The organism is Ensifer sp. Root558 (assembly GCF_001427045.1).
Taxonomy (GTDB): Bacteria; Pseudomonadota; Alphaproteobacteria; order Rhizobiales; family Rhizobiaceae; genus Ensifer; species Ensifer adhaerens.
In genome coordinates this window covers 127,780-143,994 of record NZ_LMGC01000038.1, presented here as the reverse complement: position 1 = coordinate 143,994, position 16,215 = coordinate 127,780, and the positions used below count along the sequence as shown (strand labels likewise).

Below are 16,215 nucleotides of genomic sequence, written 5' to 3'. Positions count from 1 at the left end.
CAATCGACCGCATACTGCTATAGTGCACATGTTCCGTCTTGCCTTTTCATGCCAATTTAGCGTTGTGAGTGTTGAATACCGCACCTTCGATCAGGATCCGGACGTTCTTGGCCATCGCGCCCTATCTGGCGAAGCACGGTGTCTCGGCGATTGAGTTCTGCAAACGCCTCGGCATTTCGCCAAACGTGTTCCAGAATGCCGATGGCTGGCTTCCACGCGCCCAGTGCTTTCGCTTGGGCAACGAGCTGGCGGCTGTCGCGGGGGACCCGTTCGCTGGCGCGCATATCGGCTCCTCCACCGACCTCCGTGAGTTCGGCGGGTGGGGACAATCCGTTCTGGCAGCAAGGGACGTGGCACAGGCCTGCGCGCTCGCGTCCGACAATGTGTCCTCGATCCACCGCGGTTCAGAGGTCCGCTTCCTGGTGGAGGGCAAAACCGCTCGCATCGTCTTCCGCTTCACAGACCGCTGCGAATTCGATCCCAGGCAGTTCATCTTCGGCAGTCTCGCGGTTCTGCGAAAAGTGCCGCTTTTGGCGGGGGAGCCGTCCGGTATAAAGGTTCGACTGACCGCGACGAAAACACGGGGGGCCGAGGCACTCGAAGAGTGCTGGGGGCCCAATATCGAATTGGGGTGCGAGCACGACATGATCGAAATCGATCGCGAGTTGCTTGATCTGCCTCTCAAAACGCAGGAAACCGGACCCTCAAAGGCGACGACCGCCCTGACCTCGACGGTGGAGGTGGCACGGTTGCTCAGCGACAGGCTCTCGGACGAGCACGAGCATAGCTTGAAAGTCACGGCAGGAAGAGTTGGCGTGTCAGTCCGCACCCTGCAAAGGCGCCTGAAATACTGCGGCGTCGAGTTCGAGGAACTGCTTGATGAGACTCGGCGAAGCGAGGCTATCCGGCTGATCCGCGAAGGCGGCTACAGCATGACCGAGATCGCCTATCGGGTGGGTTACAGCGATCCCGCGCATTTCACGCGCGCGTTTAGACGCTGGACAGGAATGGCGCCATCTCACTTCCCAAGCGACGATGGTGGATGACCTTTTTCTTGCGCGTGCGCAGACGCTGGAAAAGGGCTCTCCCGGCAACTTACCGTTCGGAAATCGACGATGCATGCCTCCGCCACCACTTTTCAACGGTGCCCTACCGCCGCCAAGCGGAAGCGATTGCTTCAGCGCCGCGGTTGCATACGGTATTTCCGCGACACTCGCCAGATCTCAATCAAGCAGCGGGATTTCATCAACAAAGGCGAAAGCTGCCATGCCTTGCCCGTGCCGTCTTTGTCCAACAACTCGGCGAGCTGCGCGATAGCATCGCTGAAACCATCCTGCCGGGCTTCCGGGTTTAACCTCGTCGTCAACGCCGTCATCCTGTGGAACACAGTCTAGCCGCGCCGTCGATTATATCCGCAGCCAGGGCATCCTCATCCCCGACGAAGTGCTTGCCCCAAGTCGCACCGCTGCCATGGGCCCACATCGCGCTCACGGGCGACTATCTCTGGAACGAAATTGACCGACCCATCGAACGCTTCAGTCCACTTCGTGCCAACCGCTTCAACCCAAAGAACTTCCAATCCCATTAGCGGGTATTATTGCAGAATTGCCCACGGAGGCCCTATACCGCGCAGAGTCCGAGACCGATGCTTTCGATGCGACATTCGATGCGATCGAGCGGGCGCTGGGGTGTTCGCGGGCTTCGATCCTGCTTTTTGACCGCCACGGAGTGATGCGATTCGTCGCTTCCCGCGGGCTCTCGGAGGACTATCGTCGGGCAGTTGATGGACACTCGCCGTGGAAGCCGGGAGATCGAGATCCTATTCCCATTTTCGTAAGCGACATAGAGCTTTCTGACGAGCCTCAGGCGCTCAAGAACGCCATACGAGGGGAGGGTATCCGCTCCCTCGCATTCATTCCTGTGACCGTCGATGGCATCGTCGTTGGCAAATTCATGACCTACCGCGACGTCGCTCACGTCTATACCGCTGACGAAGCCACCCTGTGCCTCACTATCGCCCGGCAACTCGGGTTCAGCATCGAGCGGAAGCAATCGGAAGAGGCGCATCAACGTGCCGAAGAGGGACTTCGCCGCACCAATGAACGGTTGCGTGTCATCCTCGACAGCGCGAGCGAATATGCCATCATAACGCTCGACGCCGACGGACGGATCGCAAGCTGGAACAGTGGCGCTGAACGCCTTTTGGGCTATCTCGACAGCGAGGTCCTTGGTCTCTCCGGCAGTATTTTCTTCAGTCCTGAGGATCGAGCCTTGGAAATCCCACAACAGGAAATGCGAACCGCGGCCGAAACGGGACGTGCCGCGAACGAGCGTTGGCATTATCGCAAGGATGGGTCACGGTTTTGGGGCTCAGGTGTCATGCTTCGTGTCGAGGAGAGCGGGCCTGATCGCTACCTCAAGATCTTCCGGGATCGAACAGAGGAAAGAAGGGCGGAGAAGAGGCAGAAGCTCTTGGTGGGAGAGCTCAATCATCGGGTGAAGAACACCCTGGCTACCGTGAATTCCCTCGCGGAGCAAACATTGAAAAGCTCCGAAACGCCCGAGGCGTTCGCCCAGGCTTTTAACACTCGTCTGCTCGTTCTTGCCAAGGCGCACGACTTGCTTACGCGGGAGGCTTGGCAGGCCGTAAACCTGAGCGATATCGCTCAAACGGTTCTTACCGCTTGGATTGAGGACGGGCGCGTCTCGATCCAAGGCGCTGCGATCCGCATCGATCCGAAAAAAGCTCTGGCGCTTTCCATGGCGTTCAACGAGTTGCTGACCAATGCGATCAAACACGGTTCACTTTCGAACCAGGTTGGTCGGGTCGCATTATCATGGCAATGCCAGGAGGTATGCAGCATTCTTTGGGAGGAGCGCGGCGGACCTCCGACGTCTGAACCGGACCGCCAAGGGTTCGGTCTACGGGTTCTAAACCGAGGTCTAGCCCACGAACTCGGATATCCGGTCGAACTGCGGTTCGAACCGGATGGCCTCAGATGCACAATGAGCATGGATTTCAGTAGCAAACAGCCCTCGGGAGCGCAGTAAAGTTGACAATTTCAACAACATTAGCGGGACGTCGAGTGCTCGTCGTTGAAGACGAAATGCTGGTGGCAATGTCAATCGAGGACACTCTGCTTGCGGCTCGAATGCAGATTGTGGGCCTTGCTCCGACTGTGGATCGGGCGCTGCAATTACTTAACGACGCGACGAAAATCGACGTCGTCGTGCTCGACATGAACCTCCAGGGACACAGCGGGCTTCCCGTGGCTGACGCGTGTTATCAGCAATCGATTCCGTTTCTTGTCCTAAGCGGATATGGGACGTCGGCCTTGCTTGGGACCAGCCACACAGCTCCAGTTCTCTCCAAGCCGTTTTCGAACTCTGTCCTGGTGGAAGCGCTGGACGCGGTACTTGAGCAGAAGAACGGGGAGGCATCTTCATCCGTGTGATCAGAATGAATGCCCTGCCCCGAGGTAGCCTGCCCGTCCTTTCGGCCTCCTCTGGTGCGATTTGCCTAACGTCATTTGGCGCGATGGTGGCTCTTGGCCTGCACCGGCTTACAGATCGGCAATGTCGCCCTGCTCGCTGACGGGGGGGCGTCTGTTTCCATGACCGTCGCAGGCCACTCCAAAAGAAGGCCAGCGCAGCTCCGAGCTCCGTCGACGTCATCGAGGAAGGATCTACAATCTGTGTGCCATCGACACGAATGATCGTCACTTGGACGCGGGCCGTCGCGGAACTCAGCGTCAACGAAGGAGCGGAAACTAAAACCGTTCCAGCATCTTCTTGAGAGTTACGTTCTGCGCACGGAGTTGTTCCCCCAGCAGTTTTCGGAGGCGGCTGTTTTCCGCATCAAGTGAAACCAACTCTTCCAAGACCATCGTTGGCGCCGATCTCGACTCCAGATCCGACTGTTGCTCTGTAGGTTCCGAAGCGGTCCTCGGGGAGGGGCGGGGAGGATGCTTCCCGCTGGCGCGTTTCGGTAAACCGCGGGTCCTGGCGACAGTGAGCGGGCCGATTGCGGTCTCGCGAGCTTCATCAGCGACATTGGAAATTAAATGCGCCGCAGCGACCTGGTCAGCCACCTCATTCGCCGGCTCGGGCGCCGTGATCACGGCCGGTTCGTCAACAAAACTCGGGACATGAGCATCAGAGGCGGGATCAATGCCGCCGTCGGCATTCAATTCTTGACGGCCGAACAGATGAGCCGCTTCGTTTTCAACCTCGCGCGCAAGGGTCTTGAGATCTGTGTTGCCCCAGATCGAACCCGCTTGCACTTTTGGCTGACGGCGGCCGGACTTGAACTCAACAACGAACCTGCGTTGTGGCGTTTTCATATAGTTTGAACCCAATGTAGATCGACGTGCTGCGGCATGATCGGCTGCACAACGTCGGGTGCAACCTCGCATCTCAGCCGCCCGCCAAAGGAGCGGTGGAGCCACAGCGCTCAGCGCGTGGCTTCTCCGGGCCTCAATCTATGCCAAGCCTCTTGCGCAGGTCGGCATTCTCAGTGCGCAGTTTTTCCGCCAGGAGTTTTCGCAGCTTCTGGTTCTCGTCGTCTAGCTTCACCAGTTCGGCGAACTCGTCGCTGGCCGACGCGGGCTTTTTGCTCGTCTTATCATCCGCCTTTAAGCTACCCTTCCAGTTATAGTAGGTCTGCTCGGATATTCCTGCGCTTTTAATCGCATCTTTGATCGTGCTCGTGCCGTCTGCGACCTGGGCCCCGATCTGCCTCAGCTTCTCGAGTTTATCTTGTTCGCTGAACTTACGGGACTTGGTGGGTTGCGTTGATGCTGTTGCCTTCGAAGTCGCCCGTGTGGTTTCCCCAGCCGCTTTCTGACGCTTCGTCGCGCTTCGCTTTGCTCGCTCGGGTGTGTGCACAGTCGTTGCGTCCTCCGCAACCAGGGTGGTTGGCGTCGTGTTTTCGTCAGGCATGAGTGATCCCTTTTTTATGGTCGCCCTTTTTTCAACCGAGTGAAGACCAGAGTCAACATTACTTGCCGGTCGATTTTTGGTGCCGATCCAATAGGGTATACGGATTGGCTAGATGTTTTCCATGCCGGAACAGCTCGACGTTAGACCCGAGGGTCGAGATCGGCGTTCGCCAATAGGGCTTCCATTGCACTGCTGGCTCAACGGTTGTCGATGGGGCGGCGTAGCACTTCCCCATCGACAACAAGGTTCAAATTGCGTGTATTGGCATCTGCACTCATCTTGCCTTTGCTTTGCCAAGGACAGATGTGACGGCCTCGACCGCCGCTTTCACCACAACATTGGCCTCATCCTTTGTGAGGCAAAGCGGTGGCGCAAAGCCGAGGATATCACCTTGCGGCATGGCCCGCCCGATGACGCCGCGCTCAAGCAGGGCAGCCGCAACTTGCGGGCCGATCTTCTTTGCCGGATCGAAAAATACCCGGTCGTCCTTATCCTCGACGAACTCAATTGCGGCCATCAGGCCATCGCCACGTATTTCGCCCACATGTCTGTGGTCAGCGAGTGCCTTCGTCAATTCGGAGCGGAAATAAGCGCCCGTGCTGTCGGCATTTTCAACCAGGCCCAACTCGTCGATCAGTTCGAGGTTGGCGACCCCCGCGGCCGCACAGATCGGATGGGCGGAATAGGTCCAGCCATGGCCGATCGCGCCCAGTTCGTCAGATCCTTGCACCAGCACCTGCCACATCTTATCCGATACGATCGTGCCGGAAAGCGGCGCGTAGGCCGAGGTCAGACCCTTGGCAATGGTGATGAGGTCGGGCTTCATGCCGTAGTGGTCCGATCCGAACATGGTGCCGAGGCGGCCGAAGCCGGTCACCACCTCGTCTGCGACGAGCAGGATGTCGTATTTTTCGAGCACAGCCTGGACCTTCTGCCAGTAGCCCTTCGGCGGCGGCACGATGCCGCCAGTACCGAGGATCGGCTCGCCGATGAGGGCGGCGATCGTCTCCGGTCCTTCCGCAAGGATCATCTCCTCGAGCTTGTCGGCGCAATATTGCGAGAACTGCTCTTCATCCATCGAGCGATCGGGGCGTCGGAAGAAGTAGGGTGCTTCGGTGTGCAGGATCGGCGCGCGCGGCAGGTCAAAGGCGTTGTGGAATAGATGCAAGCCGGTCAGGGAGCCCGTCATGACGCCGGAGCCGTGATAGCCGCGCCAGCGGGAGATGATCTTCTTCTTTTCCGGCCGGCCAAGGATGTTGTTGTAGTACCAGATCAGCTTGATGTTGGTCTCGTTGGCATCGGAGCCTGAAAGACCGAAATAGACGCGGCTCATGCCCGCCGGCGCACGATCGATGATCATCTTGGAAAGCGTGATCGACGCTTCCGTACCGTGGCCGACATAGGCGTGATAATAAGCAAGGTTCTTCGCCTGCTCGGCGATCGCGTCTGCGATCTTCTGCCGGCCGTAGCCCACATTGACGCAATAAAGGCCAGCAAAGGCATCAAGGCTCGTCCTGCCGCTGGTGTCGGTAATATACACACCTTCGCCGCCGCCGATCACCCGGGTCGGTGTTTCACCACGCGCATGCATGCCCATATGCGTGGAGGGGTGGAAGAAGTGATCACGGTCCCAGGCGCTGAGTTCGTTGCTTTTTTCGAGCATGGTCTTTCCTTTCGCGTATGAAATGTGGCGCCTGCGGTCAGGCGGCCGTATCGATGCAGAGATATTTGAGTTCGGTGAAGGCCTCGATGCCGTGGCGGGAGCCTTCGCGGCCAAGGCCCGACTGTTTCCAGCCGCCGAAGGGGATCGGTCCACCGGTGATTTTCACCCGATTGATCGCGACCATCCCGTACTCCAAAGCCCGTGCAAGACGCATCTGGCGCGCTCCGTTTTCGGTGACGACATAGGCGACGAGGCCGTACTCGGTGTCGTTTGCCCGGGCGACTACTTCGGTCTCGCTGTCGAAGGCGGTGACCGCGGCAACCGGGCCGAAGGTCTCCTCACGCATGATCAGCGCATCGTCCGGTACATCCGTCAAAAGGGTCGGCTCGAAGAACAGAGCGCCTGTCTTGTGGCGCTTGCCGCCCGCCAGCAGCTTTGCGCCGCGCTTCAGCGCATCGGCGACCTGTTCTTCCACCTTGGCGATGGCACGCTCGTGCATCAGGGGGCCGATCTCGGCGTCTGGTTCGAGGCCCGAGGCAACCTTCAGCGCTTCGATGCGAGCCTTGAACGCCCGCGTGAAGTCCGCAAGTGCAGGGCGCTCGACATAAATGCGGTTGGCGGCGAGGCAATCCTGCCCGGATGTGGCGAACTTCGCCGCCATTGCGATGTCGGCAGCCTTCTCGATGTCGGCATCGGCAAAGACGATCAATGGTGCATGGCCACCGAGCTCCATCACCATCCGCTTCATGGTGTCAGCGCACTGGCCCGCAATCAGCTTGCCGATCTGCGTCGAGCCGGTGAAGCTCATGGCGCGAATACGCGGATCGGCATTCATGCGGCCGACGATCGTGGCGGCATCGCCGGTCACCACATTGAAGACACCCGCGGGAAGCCCAGCCCGCTCGCCAAGTTCGGCAAGGGCGAGCGCTGAAAGCGGCGTTTCGCTGGAGGGATGCGCAACGACCGTGCAGCCGGCGGCAAGGGCAGCTGCGGCCTTCCGGGTGATCATGGCTGAGGGGAAGTTCCACGGCGTCACGATCCCGACGACACCCAGCGCCTCGCGCCGCACGATCATTTCGGCTCCGGGCAGATGGCTGGTGACGCTTTCCGCATTCAGCCGCTTTCCTTCCTCCGCGTACCATTCGACGAAGGAGGCCGCGTAGTCGATTTCACCGCGCGATTCGGCGAGTGGTTTGCCCTGTTCCAGCGTCATCAAGAGCGCAAGGTCCTCGCGCGCCTCCAGTATCAGGTCGTGCCACTTGCGAAGAATAGCGGAACGCTGCTGCGGCAGCATGCTGCGCCAGGCGGGCAGTGCGTCACTCGCCGCCGAGATGGCTTCTGCGGCCTCATCGGCACCAAGGGCTGCGACCCAGGCAAGCGTCGCCGACGAGGCAGGGTCCGTCACCTTGAAGCCTGCGCCGTCGCGGCTAGCAATCCAGCGCCCACCGACATAGGAGAGCTCCCTTAAGAGGTGCGGATCGGCAAGGCGGGCAAGCGCGTCGTGAAAGGTCGTGCGGGCAAATACGGCGGTCATGGCAGCCTCCTCTTGGTGTCTGGAGGGAGTCTGCCAGAGGGCGAGGGACAGATTGTCCATTGCCGGGGTGGGCGTCAGAGACTTTGGCTAAAGATTGGCCCGGCCGTAGACAATCTCTCTATTCGGAAGGGGGAAGCAACGTCTCGAGTGGAAGCACGGTCTCCTCCTTCACCGTCTTGGTGACGATGTAGGTGAAGTAGCGGTCGATGCCGAGCTCACGGTCAAGCAGGCTGTCGACAAGGCGCTGGTACGCATCGATATCGCGCGCCACGATCTTCAGGATGTAATCGACGCCACCGCCGACCGACCAGCAGGCCACGATCTCGGGCGTTGTCGCGACAGCCCGTTCGAAGCGTTCGAAATCCACCTGCCGATGATTGGCGAGCGTCACCTCCATCATCACGCTGGCAACAGGCGCAACGCGTCGCACCGCAACACGCGCGTGATATCCCGTGACGATGCCGGCCCTTTCCAGCTTGCGCAGGCGCAGCCAGCAGGGCGTTGGTGATAGACCCGCCCGTTCCGCCAGCGCCAGCTTGGTGATGCGTCCGTTCTGCTGGATCGCCTCCAGGATACGCAGGTCGATGGCGTCGAGTTTCATTCGGGGCGCCCTCCGGGCGGGGATCGTGTCAAAGCGGAGGAAAAGACAATGGGAAACCATTTTGGCATTGTCAATTGAACTGATTTTGAGCACTGTCGAAATCATGACAAATTGGCGACCCGACATATCCCAGTTGCGCCGGCCGGCCTATCTCTCCCTCGCCGAGCAGATCGCCCGCGCCATCCAGGAAGGGCATCTGCCGAACGGGACGCGCCTGCTGCCGCATCGCAAGCTCGCCGACGACCTGAAACTTTCCGTGCAAACCGTCAGCCGCGCCTATGACGAACTGATCCGACGAGGGCTCATTTCCGGAGAGATTGGTCGCGGTTCCTTCGTGCAGACAAGGCCGAAGGAACCTGAGCCACCCTACCTGCCGGAGCGTCTTGGCGAACTGGTGGATCTCTCGATCCTGAAGCCCGTGTGCGAGCAACTCCATCTGGAGCGCATGCGCGCAGCCTTCGGGTGGCTGGCGGAGAACCTGCCGTCAAGTTCGGCGCTTTCCTTCCGGCCGAATATGGTTTTCCCGCGCCATCGCACCGTCGCGGCCGAGTGGCTGTCGCAGTGCGGTCTCGATGTATCACCCCTCAATATCAGTCTGACGAATGGCGCAACCTCAGGCATGACAGTGGCGCTGATGAGCGTCGCTCCGCCGGGCTCGACCGTTGCGACCGAGGCGATCAGCCACCACACGCTCGTGCCGCTTTCCAGCTACCTTGGCCTTCATCTCGAGGGCTTGCCGATCGATCGCGAAGGCATGATCCCCGAGGCGTTGGATGAAGCTTGCCGCACCGGCGTGATCCGCGCCGTCTTTCTCCAGCCCTCGGTGATCAATCCGACCGCGGCGTTGATGGGGCCCGAGCGCCGGCAGGCGCTTGCCGAGGTTGCACGACGCCACGATATCGCGATCATCGAGAACGACATCCTGGGGCCGCTTGTGGAAGGTCGGGCACCGCCGATTGCGGCCTATGCGCCGGAGCGTACCCTCTACGTCACCAGCTTCACAAAGATCACGGTACCGGGCCTGCGCATCGGCTATCTTGCCGCTCCGGATCGCTATGTCGCAGCGGTTGCCAACCGCCATCTCGTCTCCAACTGGATGGCGACGCCTTCAATCGCCGAGATCGCAACACTTTGGGTCAGCGACGGCACGGCGATGGAACTCGTCAATTGGCAGCGCCGGGCACTTGGCGTACGTCACGCGATCGCCGAGGATGCGCTTGCGGGCTTGCCCTATTATAGCCATCCGCAGAGCCTGCATGTGTGGCTACCCTTACCGGAAGGGCATGCGGAGGAAGGGTTCGTATCCCAGGCGCGTCTGCGCGGTGTCGCTATTGCGCCCGGCTCTTCGTTCCGCACGGCCGACCAGGGTTGGCAGCCGGCGGTGCGCATTTCGCTCGGCTCGACCACCGAGCAGGAATTGCGCACCGGACTTGGCATTCTCGCCTCACTCGCCAGCGGAAATCCAGAAGCGCTGTTGCTCGCGATTTGAGTGAACTGCCTTGCAAATGGGCGATGTCAGAATAATTGTACTGATATTATTATTGACATTGACATGATTTTGTTTGCCGCGCATCGTTGCTCCATCACTTGTCTCAATAGGGAGAGACATGCATGGCAGCGCCGATCATCCGCATCGACAACATCACCAAACGCTACGGTCCCTTGACCGTACTCGACGGTTTGTCGATGGACGTGCTGCCGGGTGAAAAGCTGGCGCTTATCGGTCCCTCCGGATCGGGCAAGACAACGATCCTGCGCATTCTCATGACATTGGAGGCGATCAGCGGCGGCCATATCGAGGTCGACGGCGACCAGCTATATCATATGCCGAAGAACGGCAGCCTCGCGCCGGCCGACGACCGCCATCTGCACAAGATGCGCGAGAAGATCGGCATGGTCTTCCAGCACTTCAATCTCTTCCCGCACAAATGCGTGCTCGACAATGTCACGCTCGCGCCGATGCTGACGAAAGGCATGGCGAAGGCCGCGGCGGAGAAGCGGGCGATGGAGCTTCTCGACATGGTGGGCATGGCCGACAAGGCAAAGAGCATGCCCGCGCAATTGTCCGGCGGACAGAAGCAGCGCGTTGCGATCGCCCGGGCGCTGGCTCTTTCGCCAAAGATCATGCTGTTTGACGAGGTGACCTCGGCACTCGACCCGGAACTGGTCGAAGAAGTGCTGAATGTCATGCGCAAGCTTGCGGTCGAAACAGACATGACCATGCTGCTCGTCACGCATGAGATGGGTTTCGCCCATGATTTTGCCGATCGCATTCTCTTTTTCGACCGCGGCAAGATCGTCGAGGCGGGCAAGCCGGACGAGATTTTCCGCACGCCCAAGCAGGAACGCACGCAGACCTTCCTGCGCAAGATCATCGCGGCAGGGCACCGCGTCTGAGCGGCTTTGCCGCCCGGAAACAAGGCTCCAAACAAAAACCCGGGACAGCCAGAGGAGTTCGCAACTATGAGCATGAGAACCTATTTGACCATAACCGCCAGCGCGGGCGCCCTCACGGCAATGGTTGCCGCAGCGCCAGCCTGGGCCGACGGCAAGCTTGAGGAACTGAAGGAACAGGGTTTCGCCCGTGTCGCCATCGCCAACGAACCGCCCTTCACGGCAGTTGCCGCCGACGGCAAAGTTTCTGGCGCAGCTCCGGACGTCGCGCGTGAGGTCTTCAAGCGCCTCGGTGTCGAAGACATCGTCGCCTCGATCTCGGAATATGGCGCGATGATCCCGGGTCTTCAGGCCGGCCGTCATGATGTCATCACTGCCGGCCTCTTCATGAAGCCGGAACGTTGCAACGCGGTTGCCTATTCAGAACCGATCCTTTGTGACGCCGAAGCCTTCGCGCTGAAAAAGGGCAACCCGCTGAAGCTCAAGAGCTACAAGGATATCGCCGACAACCCGGACGCCAAGATCGGCGCGCCAGGTGGCGGTACGGAAGAAAAGCTCGCGCTCGAAGCCGGCGTCCCGCGCGATCGTGTCATTGTCGTTCCGGATGGCCAGAGCGGCCTGAAGATGCTGCAGGACGGCCGTATCGACGTCTATTCGCTGCCGGTGCTTTCCATCAACGCTCTTGTCGCCAAGGCGAACGACCCCAGTGTCGAAGTCGTGGCGCCGGTTGAAGGCGCGCCGGTCTATTGCGACGGCGCGGCCTTCAAGAAGGGCGAGGAAGCCTTGCGCGATGCCTTCGACGTGGAACTCGCAAAGCTCAAGCAGTCGGGCGAGTTTGCCAAGATCATCGAACCCTATGGCTTCTCTGCCGCGGCCGCGATGTCGACGACCCGCGAAAAGCTCTGCGCCGCAAAGTAAGGCCGCAGCAATCGGGCCTCTTCCCAAACCGGGGAGAGGCAGTACGCTCCCTCGTATATGGAAGAACGATGACCGACTGGTCCGGCTACATAGGGCTGATCCTTGAAGGCGCGCTCGTGACGCTTGAGCTTACCGTGCTCGGCTCATTGCTCGCGCTCGTCATGGCATTCGTCGCGGGTCTTGGGCGCGTCAGCCGCATTTTCGTGGTTCGCGCGCTTGCCACCACCTATATCGAGTTTTTCCGCGGCACGTCGATCTTCGTCCAGCTGTTCTGGGTCTACTTCGTGCTGCCATTCGCCGGCGTCACCTTGTCGCCGCTTCAGGCCGGCGTACTGGCGCTGGGACTGAACGTGGGAGCTTATGGGGCGGAGGTCGTGCGCGGCGCGGTCAAAGCGATCGGCCGCGAGCAACGCGAGGCCTGCATAGCGCTCAATCTCTCGCGCTATCAGTCGATGCGTTACGTTGTCCTTCCGCAGGCCCTGCCGCTGATGCTTCCGACCTTCTGCAACAACGCGATCGAGCTCTTGAAGGGTACGGCCGTCGTGTCGCTGATCTCGCTCACCGACATGACCTTTCAGGCCCAGGTGGTCCGCGCCCAGACCGGCAGCACGCTCGTTCCTTTCGCAACGATTCTCGTGCTCTACTTCCTGATGGCACTCGCCATCTCCAACGGCATGCGCTGGCTGGAACGCCGGGTAACACGCGGCCTTGATGGCGTGAGGACCTGACGATGGAATGGGACTGGAATTTCGTTTGGGAAATCATGCCGACCCTGCTTGAGGGTCTGAAGATCACCATATTGGCAACCGTTTTCGGCGCGGCACTCGCTGCCATCATCGGCCTCGTCTTTGCCATCCTGCGCATGACCGCGCCTAAGCCGATTGCGAAGGTCACGGGCTTCATCGTGGAGTTCATTCGCGGCACGCCGCTCCTGGTCCAGCTCTACTTCATCTTCTTCGTGTTGCCGGATATTGGCGTTCGCCTGCCGGCAATGCTCGCCGGCATCATCGGCCTTGGGCTCCACTATGGCACCTATGCGGCGGAGGTCTACCGCGCCGGTATCGAGAACGTGCCGCGCGGCCAATGGGAGGCGGCCAAGGCGACGAACCTCACCGGCCGCCAGACCTGGGTCCACGTCATCCTGCCACAGGCGATCCCGCCGATGATCCCGGCGCTGGCCAACTATCTGATCGCCATGTTCAAGGAGACACCGCTCCTTTCCGCCATCACAGTGCTCGAACTGATGAACCAGGCGAAAAGCGTGGCCAACAGCAGCTATCGCTACATCGAGCCGATGACGCTGGTCGGGGTCTTCTTCCTGATCATGAGCCTGATCTCCGTCGTCTTCCTGCGTTGGCTGGAAGAACGATACGCCCAAGTGGAGGAGCGCTGATGCGAGCGGTCGATCTTACACTTTCCTCGCGCATGCCGAAGCTGGATGAGCGTCCGCTCGACAAGCGCATCGGCCTGATCATCCTTGCGACCGACCACACCACGGAAGTGGACTTCCATCGCATGGTTGCAAGCGAGCAGATTGGCGTCTATGCGACGCGCATTCCCTACGCGAACCCGGTGACGCCGGAGAACTTGCGCGCCATGCAGCCCTCGCTGACATCAGCGGCCGCACTGATCCTGCCGGACGAACCTCTAGACATCGTCATGTATTCCTGCACCTCCGCGTCCGTCGTCATCGGCGACGCGCAAGTCAAGGCGGCGGTCCATGCGGCCAAGCCAAGTGCTTCCGTCGTCACGCCGACTGCGGCGGCGGCGTCTGGCCTCAAGGCGTTCGGTGCCAAGCGGATTTCCGTACTGACGCCCTACACGATCGAGACCAGCGAGCCGATGGCTAACTATTTCGTGTCGCTTGGCTTCGACATCGCCCGTTTCACTTGCCTCGGTCTTGATGACGACCGGGAGATGGCGCGCATTTCTCCGGACGAAATCGTCGCCTTTGCGAAGCAAGCGACGGCGCCAGACAGCGACGCGCTTTTCATATCGTGTACGGCGGTGCGCGCGGCAGGCGTCGCGGCCGAGATCGAGGCCGTCATCGGCAAGCCGGTCGTTACCAGCAATCTCGCCACCGCCTGGGCCTGCCTGCGCCTCTGCGGCAATGAGACGGCACGGCCGGATCTCGGGCAACTCATGACACTTGCCTATTTGGACCGCTAGCGATGTCGAACCTTCCCGTAACAGTGGCGGATATCGAACAGGCGGCGCGGCGCATAAAGGGCCGGGTCTTGAATACGCCATTCGTGCTTTCCGCTTCGCTTTGCGAACGCTTCGGTGTGCCCGTCGGCCTGAAGCTTGAGCACCACCAGGCGACAGGCAGCTTCAAGCTCCGCGGCGCCACGAATGCCGTGCTCTCGCTGACGTCGGAAGAGCGGGCGAGGGGTGTCGTCGCCGCCTCGACCGGCAATCACGGCCGGGCGCTCGCCCATGCCGCCAAGGCCGAAGGATCAGTCGCGACAATCTGCGTGTCCAAACTCGTGCCCAACAACAAGGTGTCGGACATCCGAAGGCTTGGGGCCAATGTCCTGATCGTCGGCAAATCGCAGGACGAAGCCCAGCTTGAGGTGGATCGGCTGGTGGCTGAAGAGGGTCTCGTCATGGTGCCACCCTTCGATAATCGAACGGTCGTTGCCGGGCAGGGCACGCTCGGTCTGGAGATCGTCGAGGCAATGCCGGATGTGGCGACGGTTTTTGTGCCGCTTTCCGGCGGTGGGCTTGCGGCCGGTGTCGCCGCGGCCGTGAAAGGGCGGTCACCGAAGACCCGCGTCATCGGCCTTACGATGGAACGTGGCGCGGCAATGAAGGCGAGCCTTAACGCAGGGCGGCCGGTGCAAGTCGAGGAGGTGGCAAGCCTTGCCGATTCCCTCGGTGGCGGCATCGGCCTTGATAACGCCGTGACCTTCGAAATGTGCCGCGCGCTGCTCGACGACGTGATCTTGCTGTCTGAAGCCGAGATCGCGGCCGGTATCCGGCATGCGTATTCCCAGGAGCGCGAGGTGATCGAGGGGGCAGGGGCCGTCGGCATCGCGGCCTTGCTTTCCCGCCGGTTTGGCCGGCTGGAGGGGCCGGTGGCGGTCATCCTCTCCGGCCGCAATGTCGACATGGACCTGCATCGACGGGTCATCAATGGCGGTGTCGATCCGCTAGCGGAGACCGCGGCATGACGGCGATGAGAATTCTTACCGAGGCGGAACTCAGGCGTATCGTTCCGCTCGATCTCGATGCCATTGCCTGCGTCGAAGGAGCGTTTCACGCGCTTGCCACCAAAGCGGTGGCGATGCCGCCGATCCTGAGGCTCGACATCCCTGAAGAGCGCGGTGAGGTCGATGTTAAGACGGCTTACGTGCCCGGTCTCGACGGTTTCGCCATCAAGATCAGCCCCGGCTTCTTCAATAATCCGAAGATCGGCCTGCAGAGCACCAACGGCCTGATGGTGCTGCTTTCGGCGAAGACCGGCCTGGTAGAGGCCGTCCTCCTCGACAACGGTTACCTGACGGATGTGCGCACAGCGGCGGCCGGCGCGGTCGCGGCTCGACAACTTTCGCGCTCGGATGCCGCGGTTGCCGCCATCTTCGGCGCCGGCATGCAGGCAAGGTTGCAGCTTGAGGCCTTAAGTCTGGTGCGGCCGATCCGCGAAGCGCGCATCTGGGCGAGAGATGCTGCTAAAGCCGAGGCCGTCGCTGCGGACTTGACGGTGAAGCTCGGCTTTCCGGTTCGGGCGGAGGCCGACGGCCGGGCGGCTGTCGATGGTGCGGAGATCATCGTCACCACCACGCCTTCCGAAACACCGGTGCTTCGGGCCGAATGGCTCCAGCCTGGCCAGCATGTCACGGCCATGGGGTCGGACGCCGAGCACAAAAACGAGATCGAACCCGCCATTGTCGCCACCGCCGGCCTCTATGTCGCCGATAGCCTGAAGCAGACGCGCAGGCTCGGCGAATTGCATCATGCCATCGAAGCGGGCCTCGTGACGGAGGATACGATCTTCCCCGAACTCGGCGAGATCGTCGCCGGGCGCAAACCGGGCCGCAGCGGCCCCGAGCAGATCACCGTGGCGGACCTTACCGGCACGGGCATTCAGGACACGGCCATAGCTACGCTTGCTGGCGCCCGCGCGGCAATGGCGGGCGCCGGCACGATCTTCGAGAGTTGAGA

17 protein-coding genes are annotated in these 16,215 nt (G+C 60.9%); 11 read left to right on the top strand and 6 right to left on the bottom strand.

Translation table 11 applies throughout. The features are described 5' to 3' along the window. The first annotated feature begins 107 nt into the window (after positions 1 to 107). Positions 108 to 1,046, top strand: a complete 939-nt coding sequence (locus tag ASD63_RS32635; RefSeq protein WP_210339085.1) for an AraC family transcriptional regulator — start codon at positions 108 to 110, stop codon at positions 1,044 to 1,046. A gap of 131 nt (positions 1,047 to 1,177) precedes the next feature. Here the strand turns inward: ASD63_RS32635 and ASD63_RS35390 are convergent, their stop codons facing one another. Next, positions 1,178 to 1,366 carry a hypothetical protein gene (locus ASD63_RS35390; RefSeq protein WP_156553124.1) on the bottom strand — a complete coding sequence of 63 codons (189 nt, stop codon included), beginning with the start codon at positions 1,364 to 1,366 and terminating at the stop codon, positions 1,178 to 1,180. A gap of 239 nt (positions 1,367 to 1,605) precedes the next feature. On the opposite strand from ASD63_RS35390, the gene ASD63_RS32625 reads away from it, so the two are divergent. Further along, entirely contained in the window at positions 1,606 to 3,051 is a 1,446-nt protein-coding gene (locus ASD63_RS32625; RefSeq protein ID WP_051659316.1) for an HWE histidine kinase domain-containing protein, read from the top strand. Between the two features lie 35 nt (positions 3,052 to 3,086). Continuing rightward, positions 3,087 to 3,455 carry a response regulator gene (locus tag ASD63_RS32620; RefSeq protein ID WP_156624212.1) on the top strand — a complete coding sequence of 123 codons (369 nt, stop codon included), beginning with the start codon at positions 3,087 to 3,089 and terminating at the stop codon, positions 3,453 to 3,455. A gap of 315 nt (positions 3,456 to 3,770) precedes the next feature. Here ASD63_RS32620 and ASD63_RS34690 read toward each other — a convergent pair whose 3' ends face one another. The 5 genes from ASD63_RS34690 to ASD63_RS32590 all read right to left on the bottom strand — a co-directional run bounded on the left by ASD63_RS34690 (position 3,771) and on the right by ASD63_RS32590 (position 8,739). Next, entirely contained in the window at positions 3,771 to 4,343 is a 573-nt protein-coding gene (locus ASD63_RS34690) for a hypothetical protein (protein ID WP_034794820.1), read from the bottom strand. A 133-nt stretch (positions 4,344 to 4,476) separates the two neighbouring features. Then, complete coding sequence (locus tag ASD63_RS32605; RefSeq protein ID WP_034794817.1) at positions 4,477 to 4,941, bottom strand: transposase; 465 nt, start codon at positions 4,939 to 4,941, stop codon at positions 4,477 to 4,479. A gap of 274 nt (positions 4,942 to 5,215) precedes the next feature. Next, positions 5,216 to 6,604: an aspartate aminotransferase family protein gene (locus ASD63_RS32600; protein WP_034794814.1), complete on the bottom strand. Its 1,389-nt coding sequence runs from the start codon at positions 6,602 to 6,604 to the stop codon at positions 5,216 to 5,218. 37 nt (positions 6,605 to 6,641) lie between these two features. Beyond that, positions 6,642 to 8,138 carry an NAD-dependent succinate-semialdehyde dehydrogenase gene (locus tag ASD63_RS32595; RefSeq protein WP_034794812.1) on the bottom strand — a complete coding sequence of 499 codons (1,497 nt, stop codon included), beginning with the start codon at positions 8,136 to 8,138 and terminating at the stop codon, positions 6,642 to 6,644. A 118-nt stretch (positions 8,139 to 8,256) separates the two neighbouring features. Further along, on the bottom strand, positions 8,257 to 8,739 hold the full coding sequence (locus ASD63_RS32590; RefSeq protein WP_034794810.1) for an Lrp/AsnC family transcriptional regulator: 483 nt from the start codon (positions 8,737 to 8,739) through the stop codon (positions 8,257 to 8,259). Positions 8,740 to 8,806: 67 nt separating this feature from the next. Here ASD63_RS32590 and ASD63_RS32585 point away from each other — a divergent pair, with 67 nt between their 5' ends. The 8 genes from ASD63_RS32585 to eutC all read left to right on the top strand — a co-directional run bounded on the left by ASD63_RS32585 (position 8,807) and on the right by eutC (position 16,213). Continuing rightward, a complete protein-coding gene (locus tag ASD63_RS32585; protein WP_234798907.1) occupies positions 8,807 to 10,228 on the top strand; it encodes a PLP-dependent aminotransferase family protein in 1,422 nt (473 codons plus the stop codon). Between the two features lie 122 nt (positions 10,229 to 10,350). Then, positions 10,351 to 11,136, top strand: coding sequence for an ectoine/hydroxyectoine ABC transporter ATP-binding protein EhuA (ehuA, locus tag ASD63_RS32580; RefSeq protein WP_060530541.1), 786 nt, complete (start codon positions 10,351 to 10,353; stop codon positions 11,134 to 11,136). Positions 11,137 to 11,202: 66 nt separating this feature from the next. Next, entirely contained in the window at positions 11,203 to 12,051 is an 849-nt protein-coding gene (gene ehuB, locus ASD63_RS32575; RefSeq protein ID WP_089045759.1) for an ectoine/hydroxyectoine ABC transporter substrate-binding protein EhuB, read from the top strand. A gap of 68 nt (positions 12,052 to 12,119) precedes the next feature. Then, entirely contained in the window at positions 12,120 to 12,779 is a 660-nt protein-coding gene (ehuC, locus tag ASD63_RS32570; RefSeq protein WP_034794803.1) for an ectoine/hydroxyectoine ABC transporter permease subunit EhuC, read from the top strand. 2 nt (positions 12,780 to 12,781) lie between these two features. Further along, entirely contained in the window at positions 12,782 to 13,444 is a 663-nt protein-coding gene (ehuD, locus tag ASD63_RS32565; protein WP_034794801.1) for an ectoine/hydroxyectoine ABC transporter permease subunit EhuD, read from the top strand. Beyond that, positions 13,441 to 14,220 carry an ectoine utilization protein EutA gene (gene eutA, locus ASD63_RS32560; RefSeq protein WP_089045782.1) on the top strand — a complete coding sequence of 260 codons (780 nt, stop codon included), beginning with the start codon at positions 13,441 to 13,443 and terminating at the stop codon, positions 14,218 to 14,220. Before ehuD ends, eutA begins: the two co-directional genes overlap by 4 nt. A gap of 2 nt (positions 14,221 to 14,222) precedes the next feature. Next, positions 14,223 to 15,224, top strand: coding sequence for a hydroxyectoine utilization dehydratase EutB (eutB, locus tag ASD63_RS32555; protein ID WP_034794796.1), 1,002 nt, complete (start codon positions 14,223 to 14,225; stop codon positions 15,222 to 15,224). Then, positions 15,221 to 16,213 carry an ectoine utilization protein EutC gene (gene eutC / locus ASD63_RS32550; protein ID WP_034794794.1) on the top strand — a complete coding sequence of 331 codons (993 nt, stop codon included), beginning with the start codon at positions 15,221 to 15,223 and terminating at the stop codon, positions 16,211 to 16,213. Before eutB ends, eutC begins: the two co-directional genes overlap by 4 nt. Positions 16,214 to 16,215 lie beyond the last annotated feature (2 nt).